Origin of the sequence: Microcoleus sp. FACHB-SPT15 (assembly GCF_014849525.1) — a bacterium.
GTDB classification, from domain to species: Bacteria; Cyanobacteriota; Cyanobacteriia; order Cyanobacteriales; family Coleofasciculaceae; genus Symplocastrum; species Symplocastrum torsivum.
On the sequence record NZ_JACJNU010000045.1, the window covers coordinates 1 to 15,804 of the forward strand.

13 protein-coding genes are annotated in these 15,804 nt (G+C 44.3%); 3 read left to right on the plus strand and 10 right to left on the minus strand.

All coding sequences use genetic code 11. The features are described 5' to 3' along the window. Positions 1–232: 232 nt before the first annotated feature. From H6F98_RS15175 to H6F98_RS15200, 6 genes are all read right to left on the minus strand, one after another. On the minus strand, positions 233–1,777 hold the full coding sequence (locus H6F98_RS15175) for a DUF262 domain-containing protein (protein WP_192219543.1): 1,545 nt from the start codon (positions 1,775–1,777) through the stop codon (positions 233–235). Positions 1,778–2,072: 295 nt separating this feature from the next. Further along, positions 2,073–2,705, minus strand: coding sequence for a hypothetical protein (locus H6F98_RS15180; RefSeq protein WP_192219544.1), 633 nt, complete (start codon positions 2,703–2,705; stop codon positions 2,073–2,075). Next, positions 2,698–3,516, minus strand: a complete 819-nt coding sequence (locus tag H6F98_RS15185) for a ParA family protein (RefSeq protein WP_192219545.1) — start codon at positions 3,514–3,516, stop codon at positions 2,698–2,700. The genes H6F98_RS15180 and H6F98_RS15185 overlap by 8 nt, the downstream gene beginning before the upstream one ends. A 107-nt stretch (positions 3,517–3,623) precedes the next feature. Beyond that, positions 3,624–3,752 (minus strand): hypothetical protein, encoded by a 129-nt coding sequence (locus H6F98_RS34095; protein WP_277927586.1) that lies wholly within the window; start codon positions 3,750–3,752, stop codon positions 3,624–3,626. A gap of 378 nt (positions 3,753–4,130) precedes the next feature. Further along, the gene (locus H6F98_RS15195) at positions 4,131–5,516 is read right to left on the minus strand and encodes a HEAT repeat domain-containing protein (RefSeq protein ID WP_192219547.1); all 1,386 of its coding nucleotides are present in this window, start codon (positions 5,514–5,516) and stop codon (positions 4,131–4,133) included. After that, the gene (locus H6F98_RS15200; RefSeq protein WP_192219548.1) at positions 5,446–7,671 is read right to left on the minus strand and encodes a HEAT repeat domain-containing protein; all 2,226 of its coding nucleotides are present in this window, start codon (positions 7,669–7,671) and stop codon (positions 5,446–5,448) included. Before H6F98_RS15200 ends, H6F98_RS15195 begins: the two co-directional genes overlap by 71 nt. A gap of 366 nt (positions 7,672–8,037) precedes the next feature. Between H6F98_RS15200 and H6F98_RS15205 the strand changes: the two genes are divergently transcribed. Next, on the plus strand, positions 8,038–8,505 hold the full coding sequence (locus H6F98_RS15205; RefSeq protein WP_192219549.1) for a hypothetical protein: 468 nt from the start codon (positions 8,038–8,040) through the stop codon (positions 8,503–8,505). 365 nt (positions 8,506–8,870) lie between these two features. Further along, positions 8,871–10,796 (plus strand): hypothetical protein, encoded by a 1,926-nt coding sequence (locus tag H6F98_RS15210; protein WP_192219550.1) that lies wholly within the window; start codon positions 8,871–8,873, stop codon positions 10,794–10,796. A gap of 79 nt (positions 10,797–10,875) precedes the next feature. Here the strand turns inward: H6F98_RS15210 and H6F98_RS15215 are convergent, their stop codons facing one another. The 3 genes from H6F98_RS15215 to H6F98_RS15225 all read right to left on the minus strand — a co-directional run bounded on the left by H6F98_RS15215 (position 10,876) and on the right by H6F98_RS15225 (position 12,889). Continuing rightward, the gene (locus tag H6F98_RS15215) at positions 10,876–11,826 is read right to left on the minus strand and encodes a ParB/RepB/Spo0J family partition protein (protein ID WP_192219551.1); all 951 of its coding nucleotides are present in this window, start codon (positions 11,824–11,826) and stop codon (positions 10,876–10,878) included. Positions 11,827–12,238: 412 nt separating this feature from the next. Then, positions 12,239–12,532 carry a hypothetical protein gene (locus H6F98_RS15220; protein WP_192219552.1) on the minus strand — a complete coding sequence of 98 codons (294 nt, stop codon included), beginning with the start codon at positions 12,530–12,532 and terminating at the stop codon, positions 12,239–12,241. 3 nt (positions 12,533–12,535) lie between these two features. Then, positions 12,536–12,889 (minus strand): hypothetical protein, encoded by a 354-nt coding sequence (locus H6F98_RS15225; RefSeq protein WP_192219553.1) that lies wholly within the window; start codon positions 12,887–12,889, stop codon positions 12,536–12,538. Positions 12,890–13,226: 337 nt separating this feature from the next. Between H6F98_RS15225 and H6F98_RS15230 the strand changes: the two genes are divergently transcribed. Then, positions 13,227–13,760: a helix-turn-helix transcriptional regulator gene (locus H6F98_RS15230; protein WP_192219554.1), complete on the plus strand. Its 534-nt coding sequence runs from the start codon at positions 13,227–13,229 to the stop codon at positions 13,758–13,760. 1 nt (position 13,761) lies between these two features. Here H6F98_RS15230 and H6F98_RS15235 read toward each other — a convergent pair whose 3' ends face one another. Then, the gene (locus H6F98_RS15235; protein ID WP_192219555.1) at positions 13,762–15,669 is read right to left on the minus strand and encodes a DNA cytosine methyltransferase; all 1,908 of its coding nucleotides are present in this window, start codon (positions 15,667–15,669) and stop codon (positions 13,762–13,764) included. Between the last annotated feature and the right edge of the window lie 135 nt (positions 15,670–15,804).

The following is a 15,804-nucleotide window of genomic DNA, read 5'->3' on the forward strand; positions in this document are numbered from 1 at the left end:
GAGTTCAACAGCTCATTCTCAACAATCCTGTCAATAAGCTGACATCTTGGCGTAGGTTAATGGGGTAGAAATCTTGACTTATCAAGCTTCCAGCTTACTCGTCACCCCTTCAGGTTGCCGGCTCAATCAGGTGCGATCGCAAAATCTCCTCAATCCTCTGCCCCGACATTCCGTGTCCTTCTAAATAGGTCAAGTACTCGGATGGCGCTACTCCCCCTAGCCAGTTATTCGTCTAGGCTGTTAGGGGTGTCCTGTTAACGATGCTGTTGTACCTTGAGGGGGGAATCCCTTGTTGCTTACACCACTGTTGAGGGAAGATGTGGTGGTTCTCAATCTTCTGGTCGGAACGAAGACTCCGAGGAATTGGTTCAGCCGTGACGAAATCTAAGGCCACATCACATCTTAAGAAAGCCGTCAGCGTTCTGTAGATGGGGCTGCCCGCATTGACGATACTTTGCAACTGTTCTGCTGACAGATGCGCTTCTCTTACAATTGATGGCACTTCGCCACCATTTATCCATTCAGCGACTTCGAGCAAATCCTTCGTGGCAACCGCTTCGCGTAAACGGGAATAACTCCCCGACACAATCGCACAATAAAACCACTGTTTTAAGCGTTGGTACACCCAATTGAGCTTCACTTGCTCTCCTAAAATCGTAAACAAAGGAGCCATGACCACAAGCTGCATGGGATAAGGAAGATCATTTGGCTCATAGATGGCTTGGTTATTGAGAAAACGAGCCATTTGCTCAAAGGCAACACTGAGCGGTTCTGCCCACTGCTGATATTCCGCCAACTCCAAACGCAAGACATCCCGACTACGCGCTACTTTCGCTAGCTCTTGGGGATGACTTCCAGGCGACGGCACTTGTGCTCGTTGCGTATAGTTAGCCATCAACGCGATCGCCTGTAAAAAATCCATTGATCTTAACTGCCGCAAAACTGGATGAGAATTCAATCGCTTTTCTCTAGCTATCCAGTCCGAGCGCAAGTCGAAGCCCTTGGCAGCAAAGGAAGCGGTTAACCAATCAAATTCTGTCGCTTGGCTGTGTCGTTTGTTATTTTCCTCGAAAATGTAGTAAATAGACTCTTTAGGCAGTTCGGCGCTCAAGAAGAACACCCCCATCTGATACTGCTCGAAGTTTTTAATGACGGTCGCTTCAAACTCATCAATCATTGCTAATTTTTGGGGGTTGTCTTGCCAAGACTTGCAGTAGTGCGATCGCCACTCAGGGAAGTTAAAAACCTGGAACAGTGGAAATAAACTGAGATCAGCTTCTATTTCCCGCGTCTGGGAGTCAACTAAAATTTCTCCATCTCGGTAGAGCGCTTCATCAACACTGAAGCCCATGATCGCCTCGTGGCGCTTGTTGGGGGGGTATTTGAGGGCTTCGGCAATCTTGATGTAGTACCAGTGTTTCTCTGGTGGGTAACGCTTGCCTCGGTCAATCTGCACGGGCTGGTCGGATAGCAAGGACATGAACAGAGTGGTGAGGCGTTGCAGTCCGTCCAAAATTAAAGCGGTTGGGACGGGCGGATGCTCTAGGTCTTCAACCAAGCGCGGTTTGAACTTTACATCTGAGTTGTCTTGCTCAACGAGCATAATTGCTCCCACAGGGAAGCCGAGGGAGACACTGGCGATCAACCGTGTGATGCGTTCCTCATCCCAGCACCAGGAACGCTGAAAGTCTGCAACCTGGATTTTGCCCGATTTAATATCCTGTAGTAGGTTGAGCAGGGGGACTTGAGTGATACTGAAGCTAGAAATGGATGTCATGAGCTTGTTCGTGTCAGAGAGCGGTTGTCGCAACTGATTCCTCTCAATCTGAGAGGACGAGCTTGACCGGACTTTTGTTGAGCGCTCGAAGAGTGAAGATTTCGACTCAAAAGAAGAGCTGCTCAACGTTCTACCCGGCTAGCTTCTAAATCAGTTCTAGATCCAACAATGCCTCCGTATCTCTGATAACACCACCCTTTCCTGTCGCCACAACAGGTTTACACAATAGTCCTTGACAAATATCTCAATATCTTCTGCACCATCAGAAACTTTTGCCTTGATGCACTAGCTCAATTCACGGCTCCAAATATTTCGCCCTCATTGTTTTCACCGTCTTCTCCTGACCAGCAATGAGTCTTTCTACTCTGACTTGTTTAGCCTGCTGCAAATAAGCTGCCTGTGTGCGCTTGGGAAGATTCTCCCAATTGCGAATCATCACATCTACCAAAATCTCGTAGGGCACTCCTGTAGTAGCACGTAGCTGTCTCAAACTTTCTACGGCTTCAACTGACAGCCTCATTGCTACCTTCTTGTATTCAGGAAAGGTAATGCCAGATTCAGGTATGCCAGATTCAGGTATGCCAGATTCGGGTATGCCAGATTCAGTAATTCTAGGTGAAATAGAAGAATCTACCCTTCTATATTCTTCAATCTCTAGCTCTGGCTCCTGTTGAGTAGCTCCGCGACCCCGTGTTGCTTGTTGATTACTATTTTCTTCTCTACTAGAATCTGGATTACTAGATTCTAGATTACTAGTTTCTGGTATTTGAGAATCTTGTTTTCTATTTTCTAGTATCTGACTAGAGCTTTCTGTTTCCGTAGGATGAAGGCTGTTCGCCCCACCTTCTTCTGGAAGGGCTACCCGTTTGGCAACTGGAGCATCAATCCGAATTGGCCCTGTGGAAAGTTTCTTTTTAGGACTAGACATGGACATTCACTGCTTTCATCAACGCATAGACAACTTCTATATAAGCCTTCGCCAGCGTTCGTTCTCCAGCTTCCAACAACGACCAACCTACGTGGTTAGTATGCTGAACTGTTGTGCTTTGGCGGACTGAACTGAAAATATGGATATCTGGTAGAACTTCTTTCAAGGCAGCGATCGCCGCTTTAGACATTCGGGTTTGATTGGCTCCTGCCCACTGGTCGCGGGTTGGCACAATTCCTAAAACTTTGGGGACATTGAAGTCAAGCTCTTCTAGCTCTTTGACGAGTACCACGGTACTGACAGCCCCCATCACACCCTTATTAGTACATTCGGTGGGGATAACCAAGAAATCTGCTGCCAGAATGGCGTTGTAAGTCAAAATGCCTTTGGAGGGTGGGGAGTCGATGACGATAAAGTCATAGTCACCAAGAACTGGTTTTAACGCTCGTTTCAGGAAGCGTTCGCGCCCCGGCTCCATTGCGATCGCGTCGGCTGCTCTGGACAAACTGTAGTCAGAGGGGGCTAATAGTAAGCGCCCAGAACGGTTTTCGTTGGTGGGGCGTTTGATAATGTCCGTTATTTTGATGCGATCAGTATCCGGCAGAATGGTTTCCGCAATGGTCGCCGACTCTGATAAATCGCTCCATCCCAACCATTGAGACAAATTTCCTTGAGGGTCAAAGTCCACCACAAGGGTTTTCCCTTTTTCCGAAAGCATAGTAGCTAAGTTCAGCACAGTGGTGGATTTCCCCGACCCACCACTCAGGCAGGAGATGGCTAAAACTGTTGTCTTGCGAGAAGATTCTGGCATCTAGTATACTAGATTCTAGTAGAGTAAAAACAAGATTTTAGAGATATAGTACCATACCTTGTGCAGGGCTGTTGTTACGTTCCACGCTCGCCAGCAAGCCAACAGAGTCAGGCAATTAGCGAACTGCTCATGGTTTGACCCCCTGCTCGTTGCTGTTGAAATTGGTTGAATGGTGCTGTTGTTAAAATTTGCTTGACTACGGCATACACCAGTAGTGGCGGGACAGCTTCGCCCACTTGTCTGTAACCCCACCCTAAAGTTAGGTCGAATTAGAACCAATTGGGAAAGTTGGAAAGTTGTGCGGCTTCCCAGACGGTGATAATTCTAGAAATTTTGGATAGATAAATCTAGCTGCCGTGTGTCCTGTGCGATCACTTGTCGTTCCCATTCGCCCTGTGGGGACTGCATCCCTCCCAGTCCAAGCAATAGGCATCTAAGCAATTCAACTAGACATGATCAAGCTGGCATCGGTGCCTTGCTAATCAATTGACATCATCCCTTGAGTGCGATCGCTTTGTTAGAGGAACTTGTAAGTTTCGAGTTTAGGCACACTCGGATGGCATTAGAACAAAAAGGAACTGATTAAATTTAACCGGAGAATCCCTTCCAAAAAATCACTCACCTCTACAAGCTTGATAGAATTTGTCGTAAGGAAGATTTTGAGCGTAGTACCAAATAATACTATATCCATATAGATTATACAAAGCAAGACTTCCTACATTCTGCGTAGATTTGTAGCGCTGGATAGTGTTAATTATTATCGGGAGCTGCTCAGTGAGAACCCATGTTTTCAAACACTTAGCAATAGTTTCCTGAAGCGAACCATATTTGGTGCTCTTATGTATGCGAAAACTATTAGGATCTCCTTGGTCATCAAGGAGCAACAGAATTAATATTTTAAGGATATTTATATTACCGGGGAATTGCTGCCACAAAGCTATTGCTGCCTGGAACTTTATTGTTAAGTATCGACTAGAATAAATCAATTCCTTTAGTGCCTGAATAGCTTTCAATTTGTCTGTACTTGTACTAGTTTGACTCAAAGTATAGGTAGCTAGGAAAAACTTTTCTTCATCCTTTGTTTTATCAAGTAAATTCTTAAAAGCTTCGATAGCATTTAAATTATTAAAACCAATTTTTCCTAAACTTTGAAGAGCCTCCCTTCGCAATTCTTCATCGACTGGGCTTTGTAAAAAACCAATTAAAGCATTAACAGCATCCCAATTGTTTTCACCAACTTGCCCTAAGCTAACGATAGCTTGCCGTTGAACACTTTCGGCAATGGGAGAGGATAAGCATTCAATTAAAACTCTAATAGTCTCAGAGCTAGCTGGAATAATCTCCCCTAAATACCAAGCAACTACTCGGTGCGTTTCCTCATCTGGTTGTTTATAAAATAATTCGATTATTGACTTAGTAACATTTTGATCGTTCGCTGACATTTTTAGCAAAGTACGAGCCGCCTCTTCCCGCTCATATCGGTTTTCGCTGCCACCTACTATCTTAAGCAATATATCGACTAGTGGATAAGGGTTAGCCTTAATCTCAAACCACCGTTTAGCCGTTTTTAAAACTATAGAAGTATCTTTACTATTGAGTAGTTTATTGATAGCTTTTTGAACATTCCTTAAGCCTGGTTTAATGCTTTCTAGCCTCATAGCTGCTCGATAAACCAGCAAATTATTTTGACAAGTCGTCAGTAAATTATCCAGAGTTGGTATAACTTGAGGATGGTTTGGCGAGATTTCTTGCAAAGTACAAGCTGCTTCTAAACGAATTTCTTCTTCTGGTTTATCTAATAATTCTTGGAGATAAGATAAAGCTTCTTCAGGATTGATTAAGGATAGAAGCTTAGCAAATTTTAAGCGAATTGAGTCATCAGTTGCATCGTCAAGACGTTGGATAAGGGTGTTAGTGACTATCTGGTTATTAAATCCATTTAATATAGATAAGAGATAAGAGATAAGACTTCGATAAATTTTGATCGAGTAAGAAGGCAATCGCACACTCGCTATATGGGTCAATTTGAATTAATTTTTTAGCAATTTCTAAGCGAGTAGGCTCGTCAGAGCTTTGGTGAAATAATTCGGTGAGAGTGTAGATAGCATTAGAATCGCCGATACCAATTTTCGCTAAGCAGTTTACCCAGATCATGTTTGTTTTTTTATTAGGATTTCTTAGGAGCAGTTGGCTCAAAGCTTGAATAGCTTTCGGATGGCAAACTCCAATTTCTCCCAAAATTTCAGCAATATCTTTTTGTAAGTATTCGTCCTCAACAAAGAGGCTGAGGTTGGAGACCAGAAAATCTACAGCTCGTTTGGCATCAGTCCCGAACAAGGCAGTTTGAGCTGATGCAACAATTGAGGGATGTAACCGTGTCAACGGCTGTTCCGCTTCAATGACACCTATACTCAATTTAACAATCATGCCGACAATTTCATCAGCTAAAAAAGGAGGACAATCTTTAAATTCTGGCAAGCCTTCTGCTGCAATACAGTAGGCTCGCCATCGATAAAAACTAAATCCAGATTTATCCTCAAATGCTACTAACGCCCCCAAGAGAGCTGACTTCGAGGCGCTAGTTACAGATGGTTCTCCCATCCAAAAAACATAGATATTCCACCACTTAGGATCGAATATACGATAGCTACCTTCCGAGGGGTTGCCCGGAACATGATGCAGGAAAAAATGCCAGTCGTAATTTTTTGCGATCGCCTTTGCGGCAAAAAGTTCCTGAAATGAGAAATGCAAGAAAGCATAAACAGGTTCGTTAGTTTGAGAATCTTTCGCTACCTGAACCAGCCAGCCAACCGTACAAACTTTTTCAAATAATGTTTTACCCAAAATCTTGAGAATTTGGGTCTCTTTAAGCGCCGAACTATCTTCAAATGCTATTAAAGCTAGCTCGGCTAAAGATGCATTTAATTCCTGTTGCTGACTCCAATCTATTTGCAACTTATATTCTTGCCATTTATAGAAGTACTCTATAAATTTCCCATAGAATTTGGCTTTTGATTTTGGGAAATCTTCTGGACTGAGTAGCCAAATACCACAGATTATTGACAAGAAAAAAGGATTTTTTCCCAAATCCTGCATCGGTTTTATCTTGGATTCAGATAATTTATATAGCAACCATTCTCCCAACCCTTTGTTTCCAGATTTTTCAAACCACAAACTCATAAACTGGTTAATCTGTTTGTCATCAAAATCGACAGTGTGATAAGTCTCAAAATTTGGCAAGGCAAAGTTACCCCTCTGCCAAATATTGGACTGACAGGTGAGTACGATTCGTACATTTGATAGCCAGCCGATGAGTTGCTTAGCGAACGCCTTTACAGGAGAATCGGACTCTGCTGATACAGACATCTCATCTATTGCATCCACCAATAGCAAAACTTTACGAGTCCTGAAGAGTTTGCGGAGTTCCGCCTTCTCAATATCTGATACTTGATCAGCGCCAGGGTTTAGGAAAGGTAAGGCTTCCTCTAACCAATCAGTCAAAAGATAATCTTTAAGAGTTTTCTCTCGTAAAGCCGATGCAGGTATGCAGATGGGGAAACCAATTTTTTCTTCAGCTACATGAAGCGCAATTTGCTCTAGCCATGTGGATTTCCCGGTGCCGAAGTTCCCAACAATTGCTAAGTTGGTTCGTTGTTTGACAATCCGTTTCAAAAAATCATCGCGTGAAAAATGCTTTTCTGGGTCAGATGCGAGTTTCGGCTTAACCACTCCCAACGGCACGTACACTCCCGAACACTTATTGCCCAAATTTCTTTCAATCACTTGGCAACTGAAAAGCCGCCTACGACGCTGCTCTTTATGTACGCCGTGGCAGATCTGATGCCAGTTAAGTTGAGGTTTGTGGACTGTTTGATTTGACTCTAACGAAGTTTCGGGCGAAGTTTTGGGCATGTCATCTTGACGATGCATGATATCTTCCCAGTTCAGCCCCAATCTGTCACAGATTTTAATAAATGTGTTCTGTTTAATAGGCTTACCACTTAAAAATCGACCAATAGTACTTTGCACGCATCCCGCTGCCTCAGCTAAAGCAATCTGATTCCAAAAGCCACTATCCACACACGCTTTTTTAACCGTCGGTATATGTTTTTTATCTACCCTTAATGATTGTGGCGATTTGATTATTCTGTTCATGACCCTGAACCAAACGTCTTCCAATTATAGCGATTGTATCTCGCATCTAGGTAAGTTTTTGAATATCTCTTAAAAGGAAAGTCGTTTAAAGTCGTTTAAAGTCGTTTGTTCTGCTTTCAAGACTTGAAACAATTTCATTCATCGTAAAATTGGGCAATTTTATTTGTTGTAAAATTAGTCAATTTCATTTATCGTAAAATTGTTGCAATCCCAAAAACCCTTGATGATTCTAAGGATGCAGTTCGTGGTTATTAGCAAATATTTGTAATGCATCTAGTAAATCGATATTCGAGCGCGATCGCACCAAGAACACTCAATTGACAAATACATCCTTTCATTGCCAAAATGTTTGCACCCCCGTAAAAAATGGCGAAAAAATCTAACAAGAACGAACCAGGAATCAAAAAAATATCAATTCCAACTGGGTATCGAAGAGGAAAAGCTCCTGAATATTCAGCTCAGCCTAAAGGAGGTGGGAAGCGCCAACGAAACAAAGCTATTTGCTACGAAAACGAAATCAAAAAATCTTTCAATGCTTCACTGACTACTACTGTTCTTAAAACATTGGAGGCGTTAGCTCTAGAGTACAATATTTCTCGATCAGAAGTCATTGAACGAACATTTAGAGGCAGACTCAATCCTGTAGATACTGATTGTGCTAGTAAGTTTGAGCAACAGAGTGGATTGTCTCTTGATTGGGAAAGCTTTACCAAATTGGTTTCTATAGCTGCTAGCATTAATCTGAAACCTTCAGAATTCCTGGCAAGATTGATAGCTGACAAAACTTGCTATGAAATGATACTTACTTTAGCCAGAAGGATTGAAAAGAGTTGAGGCTAATGGAAATAAAAGAATTGGATTTGTTGCGCCTGTCTTAAGGATTTTAATCTAGTAAAAGCACTAAGGTACAAGGGCTGTGAATAAGCGCATAAACCAATTTTTATGTTCTTGTGTTTGTTTGGTTGCTTTTTCTTTGTTTGATATCATTCGAGCCAGCTAAAGCTTTAAATGAAACTTGTTTAGTTAATGTGCATAAACCACTCAAAAAAAGATGTTTGATATCTGTCAAACATTTTTATCAAACAATAAGCGCTAGAAGCTTGACAAATCAAGAGATTTCCAAAAATAAAGAATATCGCCATCGCTAGTGGTGGGGTTTATCTTTATTATAAAATGTTTGAATAGTAAGATGAATATCTTTGAAGAGTTCACCCAAAATATTGTGTTTTGTTCATGCACATATTCTATTTAAGATGAAGGAGAAGCTCATGATTTATCAAACATCAGTCTGGGAAATTTACGAGAAATATAAAGCCACCTTAGACGTTAGTTCAGCATCGAATTTGAGAAGTGTGATAGTTAGCTATTTCGTCCCCGGTATTGGAGGAAATACACCAAAAGGAAAAAGAGCGACTAACGAAGAAATGAATCTAGGAATTGAACATTTTAAGCAAGCCACCCTAGAGCAGCTAGAAAATGCTTTATCCATCATGGAAGGTGTTTTCGATGAGCGAGAAATTCAACAAAACAAACGCCGCCATTATCGCTCACCAATGAAGATGTTCGTTGAGCAAGCTAGAGAGTGGGGATACTTCTCATATGAGTCGAAGTCACAAAAGGGAGAAGAACCAAAAAAGCGGCGGAATCGAAGAGGAGAAGGAAGGCGTCAAAAAATCCGTCATGGCCAATCAAAGAAGAAGCCATTTACATTGATGGCGCGTTACAGTAGGAAGCCAAATCAAGGTGAGCTGATCTACCCCGATGATCGCATAAATCCAGCTTTAGATTCTGATTTAGAAGACTTCAAAAAGTGGCGTACCCCAGCTTGCTCTCCTGGCTCTCTTGAAAAAGAGTTTGAGCAGATTTATCAATTTCTCGGCTGGCTTCATCGTTATAAAGGCATTCCGTTAGACGAACTCCGGCTAACTTCAATAGTTGCCTACTATCTCTTGGAGTCATCGATAGATGATAATTTAGAATTAAAGCTGGAGTCAGCTCCCTTATCTGAGGAAAACAAAGAAGATTTCAACAATTATCTCTTCAAGAAGGCAACGACCCAACAGTCCGCCGAATCTAAGGCTCGCAAAACGGCACAACTGGCTAGAGACTATCTGGAGTTCCAGGGAGGTCATCCTAATTCTAGGAAAATTTCTCTTAATGTTTGGATGACTGTTGCTAAATTCGTTTTCCGCAAGGATATCGGGACGGACGCTTTTAGTGAGGATACAGATATTCCGGCTTGGCGGCAACTCAATAAAATTTCCAAGGAACTTAATAAAGAAGCTAAAAATAGCCCGCCGTCTGTTCCTCACAAAAATAAAAGTACTACTTGGGAAAATGCTTGGGAAGTTCTACTATTTCTACAGTCTCTTGTTCCCGATAAAAATCCCCAATGCCGATACAACCCTGACGGGACGATTTATCAGAAATGTCCTGCCCGAAGTGCCGCCAATAACTTGCAGCGATTCTTATCTCTAGCGCTAATGATGGTTCTGCCTCCCACCCGTTCGCGCAATTACTACCAATTAGAAATCGGGCGAACCTTTATCTACGGTCGTCGTGCGGGGGAAGACATTATTCCTGTTGAGAAAATGTCAAGTCGCCAAGATGCCAGATGGTATATTGATCTGACAAGAGATGACTACAAAACTGGCAAAATTTATGGGACTTGGAACGCGGAAGTACCTAACTTTAAATTCCCGAATGGAAAAACTCTTTATTCGTACATCGAACGCTGGTTAACTTCGGGACGTGAAGTTCATCAGAAAGTTGAACATAGCTTTTTTTTTCGTGGCCTAATTTCGTACAAACCCTTGAATGCTCAGGATTGGCGTGAGCGCATCGTGAATATTTTTGAAGAGCGTATTGGTATCCCGGTTACCCCCAAGGAACTTCGTAAAATGTATGTCACTTTCTTGAAGGACTCAGGAGCCTCTGAGGCAGAATTGGAGGGCGCAGCTTGGATGATGCAGCATTCGCGGCTGATGCAATCGAAAATTTACGATCAGCAGGATAAGGAGAAAAAGGCACGGCCGGCTATTGATTTTCACGCTCAGGCGATGGCTAATCTCTCTGACCAGCACCAGCTCACTCAATCCCCCCTAAAGGACACAGATAAACTTTAACCTACTGCCACTCGGCGGCTGAAAGCTGGGTGGCTTCTTCTCGTTCCCGGCTATCTTTGAGGCTCCTGTTGCTTTCTTACTATCCGACTAAGGCTGATAGCTGGGACAACAGTGCCTGCACTTTCTCCCACTTGTGAGGGTGTTCCCAGATTTTCGAGGCTTGGATTCTACGGCTGACATCACTAATCATTGCTCTGGGAGATGGGGAGGAGCCGTCTTTGTTCTTGGCTTGGATGCGTTGTTTAATTTGAGTTAGGGATAAGTCGAGACCCATTGCATCTTCTAGTAAGGTAGTACGTTCTCTACTGTCTTTTACCCGTGCGATCGCAACGGCTTTGGTATAGGTAATTTTCCCATCTCTGACCTTGACCAAAATCTCCGAGGGAAGTTTCAATAGCGGCAGACGGCTGGAAACAAAAGACTCCCAGGTTAACTTCCCTAGTTCGGCAAACACTGTCTCTACCACAGTTTTTTGTTCATTCCCCAAAACGTTTTGGGGAGCTTTTTGTGCCTTGCCTTTCACTTTTCCTTTCGACTCGTCCATCATCCGATACAGCAAAGCAATTACTTCTTGTGTCTTTAACTTGAGATTGAGTGCCAGCAGTTGTAATATGCCTTCAGTTTCATCAATGCAATTCAAATCCTCCCTAGTGAGATTCTCTACTAAGGTCAGGGCAAGCGCCTGCTCATCCGTCAGTACGCGAATCGTCACAGGCACTTCTGTCAAACCGGCTGCAACCGCTGCACGATATCGTCTTTCTCCCGCCACCAATTCATACTGCTCCTCAGACTTGGGGATAGGGCGAACAATGAGATTTTCCAGGATGCCGTGTATCCTCACTGACTCGATAAGCTGCTCCATCTTCTCAGGATTGAAATCCCGTCGGGGCTGAGAAGACGGCAAGCTAATCTTAACGATTGCCACCATCTGCATTGAGGGTGGCAGTACGTTACCTCTGTTATCCAAAACACTGACGGTAGCCGACTCGCTTTTGGCTGGCTGATTTTTAGAGGTACGGCTAGAGGGCATAATTTCTGTGTCCTTTTCAGCTTAAAGAATAAAAGAAGAAGAGCAAGCACCTACCACCAAAAATTCTTACTTTGCACCTTTGCGTGGAGATTATCTTTTTTGAGGGATTCGTAAGTCGCTTTCACTAACTGCTTTAAGATTGAAGCCCCTTAGTCTTCGGGTTTTAGAAAAAGGTAATTCAGGCAACTCCCTCATTTCCTCAGCTCTAAAACAACAATAAAGCTATCTGATTTGAGAAAATTGCTACTTAAGAGCTTCCTGTTACGGTTACAGGATTTTGAATTTAGGGATTGCTATATGCGATTAACTATAGTAAGAAAGGCAAAGCCTCCCGCCGAGCTAGAGCACTTCTAGGGCGGGAGGCTTTGCCTATTATCGCAACAGGTTTTTGCTATTTTTTATCAACAGCTTTTTAAGGTTCTTGACACCAAGCCTGAATTCGCTCTGGTGTTAGTTGAGCTGAATGCTTCCAAAGGACATGAATTTCTGCTAAAGTCCGGCAGTGTTTTTCCGCACACTGCCGATAACCACTCGAAGTGCGATCGCACAAAAAATGCTCGACACTACTAACTGACAAACCTAAGATAACCGCCAACTCTCCATAAGACAATCCATCATAAATTTGCAAAAACTGGAGAGGAGAAAGGGGTATTGGATATTGCTTATACGTTTCGAGTAATGCCCACTGGTACGGAGTCGGGTACATCAGCTAGTCCTCCTGCTGTTGTGAGCCATTTCCTTGCTGAGGCTCCCTTTCGTTTGGTTTAGTTGAGGGCAGTTCTTGCGCTACCAGAGAGGCATCCTCCTCGAAAATCCAATCGGCTCTTATTCCCAACTCCCGCCTTGACTTGCTCTGCTCGTCTAAAAAGAGCAGGTAATGATATCCAGTAGCCTGTACCGTAGCACCAGCCGCATAGACAATTCCTACAACACGTCCAAAATCACCCGCAGGGACTTTGCCAAACTTCAAAATTTGTGAGAGCTGGAATAAAGGCGGCGGGAGTTGGGCAGGCAGGGTTGGAGGGAGACTTACTTCCGGGGCGATCAACAGTTGGGCGGACATGGCTTTTCTCCTAGATACTTACTGGGTTTGACCTTGGGTGGGGTAGCGATCGCCTTGTTTACTACAGGCATCGCTTCTCCAAAAACAGTGAAACTGGGTCAGGTTGGGTAGACACTGAATTTACTTGTGACAAGACAAGGAATTCAGTTGCTGCTTCTCACTATAAGTTTGTCGGAAAAATTCGACAAGCCTTTTGTCGGAAAAATTCGACAAATTGATTAGTCAAATCCAGTCCACGGCAGAGCCATAATTGTTGCTGTAACAATAACTGTATTGGGCAAGCCAGTTTCAATTGGCTAAATTCTGGACTAAGCGTGGGATAAAAATACTAGGAGGAGTGATTAAGCAGGCGCGAGTTGAGCGTGCCTGGACAGTACGGGATATTGAAAGGCTAACTGGGCTTCTCGATGACGGAAACTACACTGTTAGCCGTGACATGATGAGCGAACTCGAACGTGGCAAACGGATTCCGGCTCACAATACAGTGGTTGCGATCGCTGCATTAAAGTTCGTCAAACATCCTATAACTGGGAAACCGTTCGCTGAAGACGAGCTGTTTGATATAGGGGCTGAGTTTCTTGACCCAACGACAGGACGTTATATCTTGGGAGAAAGAGAACCCACCATTACTACTCTGCTCGCCCTGGATTCAAGGAACCGTACTCAAAACCAAGGACAACTAGCAATCGAGAAGTTAGCAGAAGTTGCTGAACTAGAACCCGATAGGCTGGAGGCGATAAGCTCTGGAGAACCCCCCACCGATGAGGAGTTAGCTAAGTTGGCTCAAGTGTTGACTAAAGACGACGGCTCCCTTTGGAGTGAGCTTGAACTCAAAGAGATTAGGGCTAAGGAGTTCCCATGCGATCGCTAGATTACTGCTCCTTCTGCTTGAGAAGTTCGGGGGCAATTTCAGACAAAATTGCCAGTTTCTGCTCTTCTGACAAGTCGTTTTTCACTACGCTAAAAATCCAGGCTAATTCAGTAGCCATGAGCTGCTTGATTCCGATTGCTATTTCTGTGGCTATGGTGGTACGCCCTCGACTATCTTCTTGTGGAGGGAGTGTGGACGGGGAGGTTGCTCCGTCCTGCTCGTTCGACGTATTGGAAACCTGTTTTACCGGAGTCGGAGCCAACGTGTCGGTTTTTTGGAGATAGTCCGGATCGACAGGAAGACAAGGAAGTTCAGAATTGTCCCACCTGACTATTACTCCTCCCGCCTTTGGCTTGAGTTCAGATACGGTTCCTGTTGACCCGACTATTAGCCCGTCTATGGGTTTGCTGTTTTCGGGATAAACCACCTCTACGCGATCACCTAGCTCAAGACCAAAGTAGGAAATTTTCCTACACAGTTCAATTTCTTTACGGATATTAGAGACTGAGCGACGGAAGGAGTTATCTCGCCCCACCTTATCAACGCTTAGCAGGTACGCGGCAATTTCGTAATCACTCCAATTCCGGCGCGGATCAAATTCAGGTAACTGTTCCCTAGCCTCTAGAAAAAGTTCAATTCGTTTGCGTTGGTCTTTCGGTGTCAGCGGCAGCGCATCGTGTCTGGAGTTAGCGGCACAGCTATTGAGAATTGCCTCAGTAACAGTTCCAAAGCGTACCTCAACACAAATTAACTCAGTTCCCGCTTGGAGTGCTGCTCGTACTCGCAGATGGCAATCACAGGCATAGTAGTAGGTACCATCCCAATACACAATCGGCAACGGGGTGCGCTCCCACTCCCAGGAACCTTCCTGCATAGCAGAGGCATAACGTTCAATTTGATGCCAATCCAAAGTGGCGCGGGACTGAGTGCCTCTTGTCAGAATAATTTCTGAAGGGTCAAGCCAAGTAGTAGAAGGAGAAGGAATTAGCGGCGGTGGAAAGGGTTGAACAGTAGAAAGTTGCATGGCGTGGGGAGTGAAGAGCTTTTGAATGGATAACCCAACGGCATTTGCCAGCAGCGGAGGAACAGCGTTGCCGATTTGCATCAGTGATCGCCATTTAGTAGGATGAAAGTCAAACCAGTCAGGAAAAGATGCGAGTCGGGCAGCCTCCCGAACGGTAATCATTCGGTCTTTTCCTGGGTGAATGGGACGAACCGCCGTGTGTCGCCCGTGGTCGCTGTCTCCCCCAGCCAGTAAAGTTCTAGCTAGTCCTTCCCACTTGAGGCGATAAGAACGGCTTACTGAATCAACTTCTCCGGGGCCTAGTTTGCTAAATCGCTCCCGCACCTCGGCTGAGTGGTTGATGAGCATACAGCCAGTTAGAATCAGGCAATTCTTAGTTGGTGGTGGGGGAAAGTGATCGCGCAGTCGGGTAGCGTAAGTTGATTCATCAAGCTGAGAGAGGGAAAATTCGTCCTGCTCATATAGCTGGAGATATTCCTCGAATTGGGGAAGAGACGCGATCGCATCTCTTACCGTGGTACTCAGTGTTGACTCTGGCAAATCGGGAATCCCCAAGAGGCTTCCTACCCAAAACACCCTTGAGCGGGATTGGGGAACACCATAGTTGGCTGCATTAAGTTTCCACTTTGTCACAGCGTATCCACACGGCTTGACACTTTCTAATAACGCAGTCAGCCGAGGGTTATGCTGCTCGAAGTCCAAGCCCATAACGTTTTCCATTACAAAGACTGTTGGAGAAAGCTCTCTGACCAGCCGGAAGAAATGTTCGAGTCCGTGATTGCGTCCATCTGCCGGATTGCGCTTGCCTCGTATGGAAAAACCTTGGCACGGAGGGCCGCCACAAAGTAGGAAATTTCCATCCCAGTTCGGGATTACTTCAGTGATCTCACTCGTTAGGGTGGCGGGTCTGAAGGGGTGACGAGTAAGCTGGAAGCTTGATAAGTCAAGATTTCTACCCCATTAACCTACGCCAAGATGTCAGCTTATTGACAGGATTGTTGAGAATGAGCTGTTGAACTC

What these genes read in the sequence shown, in the direction of transcription:
- H6F98_RS15175 (WP_192219543.1), bottom strand. Translation starts at nt 1,777, where the DNA reads ATGACATCCATTTCTAGCTTCAGTATCACTCAAGTCCCCCTGCTCAAC.
- H6F98_RS15180 (WP_192219544.1), bottom strand. Translation starts at nt 2,705, where the DNA reads ATGTCTAGTCCTAAAAAGAAACTTTCCACAGGGCCAATTCGGATTGAT.
- H6F98_RS15185 (WP_192219545.1), bottom strand. Translation starts at nt 3,516, where the DNA reads ATGCCAGAATCTTCTCGCAAGACAACAGTTTTAGCCATCTCCTGCCTG.
- H6F98_RS15200 (WP_192219548.1), bottom strand. Translation starts at nt 7,671, where the DNA reads ATGAACAGAATAATCAAATCGCCACAATCATTAAGGGTAGATAAAAAA.
- H6F98_RS15205 (WP_192219549.1), top strand. Translation starts at nt 8,038, where the DNA reads ATGGCGAAAAAATCTAACAAGAACGAACCAGGAATCAAAAAAATATCA.
- H6F98_RS15215 (WP_192219551.1), bottom strand. Translation starts at nt 11,826, where the DNA reads ATGCCCTCTAGCCGTACCTCTAAAAATCAGCCAGCCAAAAGCGAGTCG.
- H6F98_RS15220 (WP_192219552.1), bottom strand. Translation starts at nt 12,532, where the DNA reads ATGTACCCGACTCCGTACCAGTGGGCATTACTCGAAACGTATAAGCAA.
- H6F98_RS15225 (WP_192219553.1), bottom strand. Translation starts at nt 12,889, where the DNA reads ATGTCCGCCCAACTGTTGATCGCCCCGGAAGTAAGTCTCCCTCCAACC.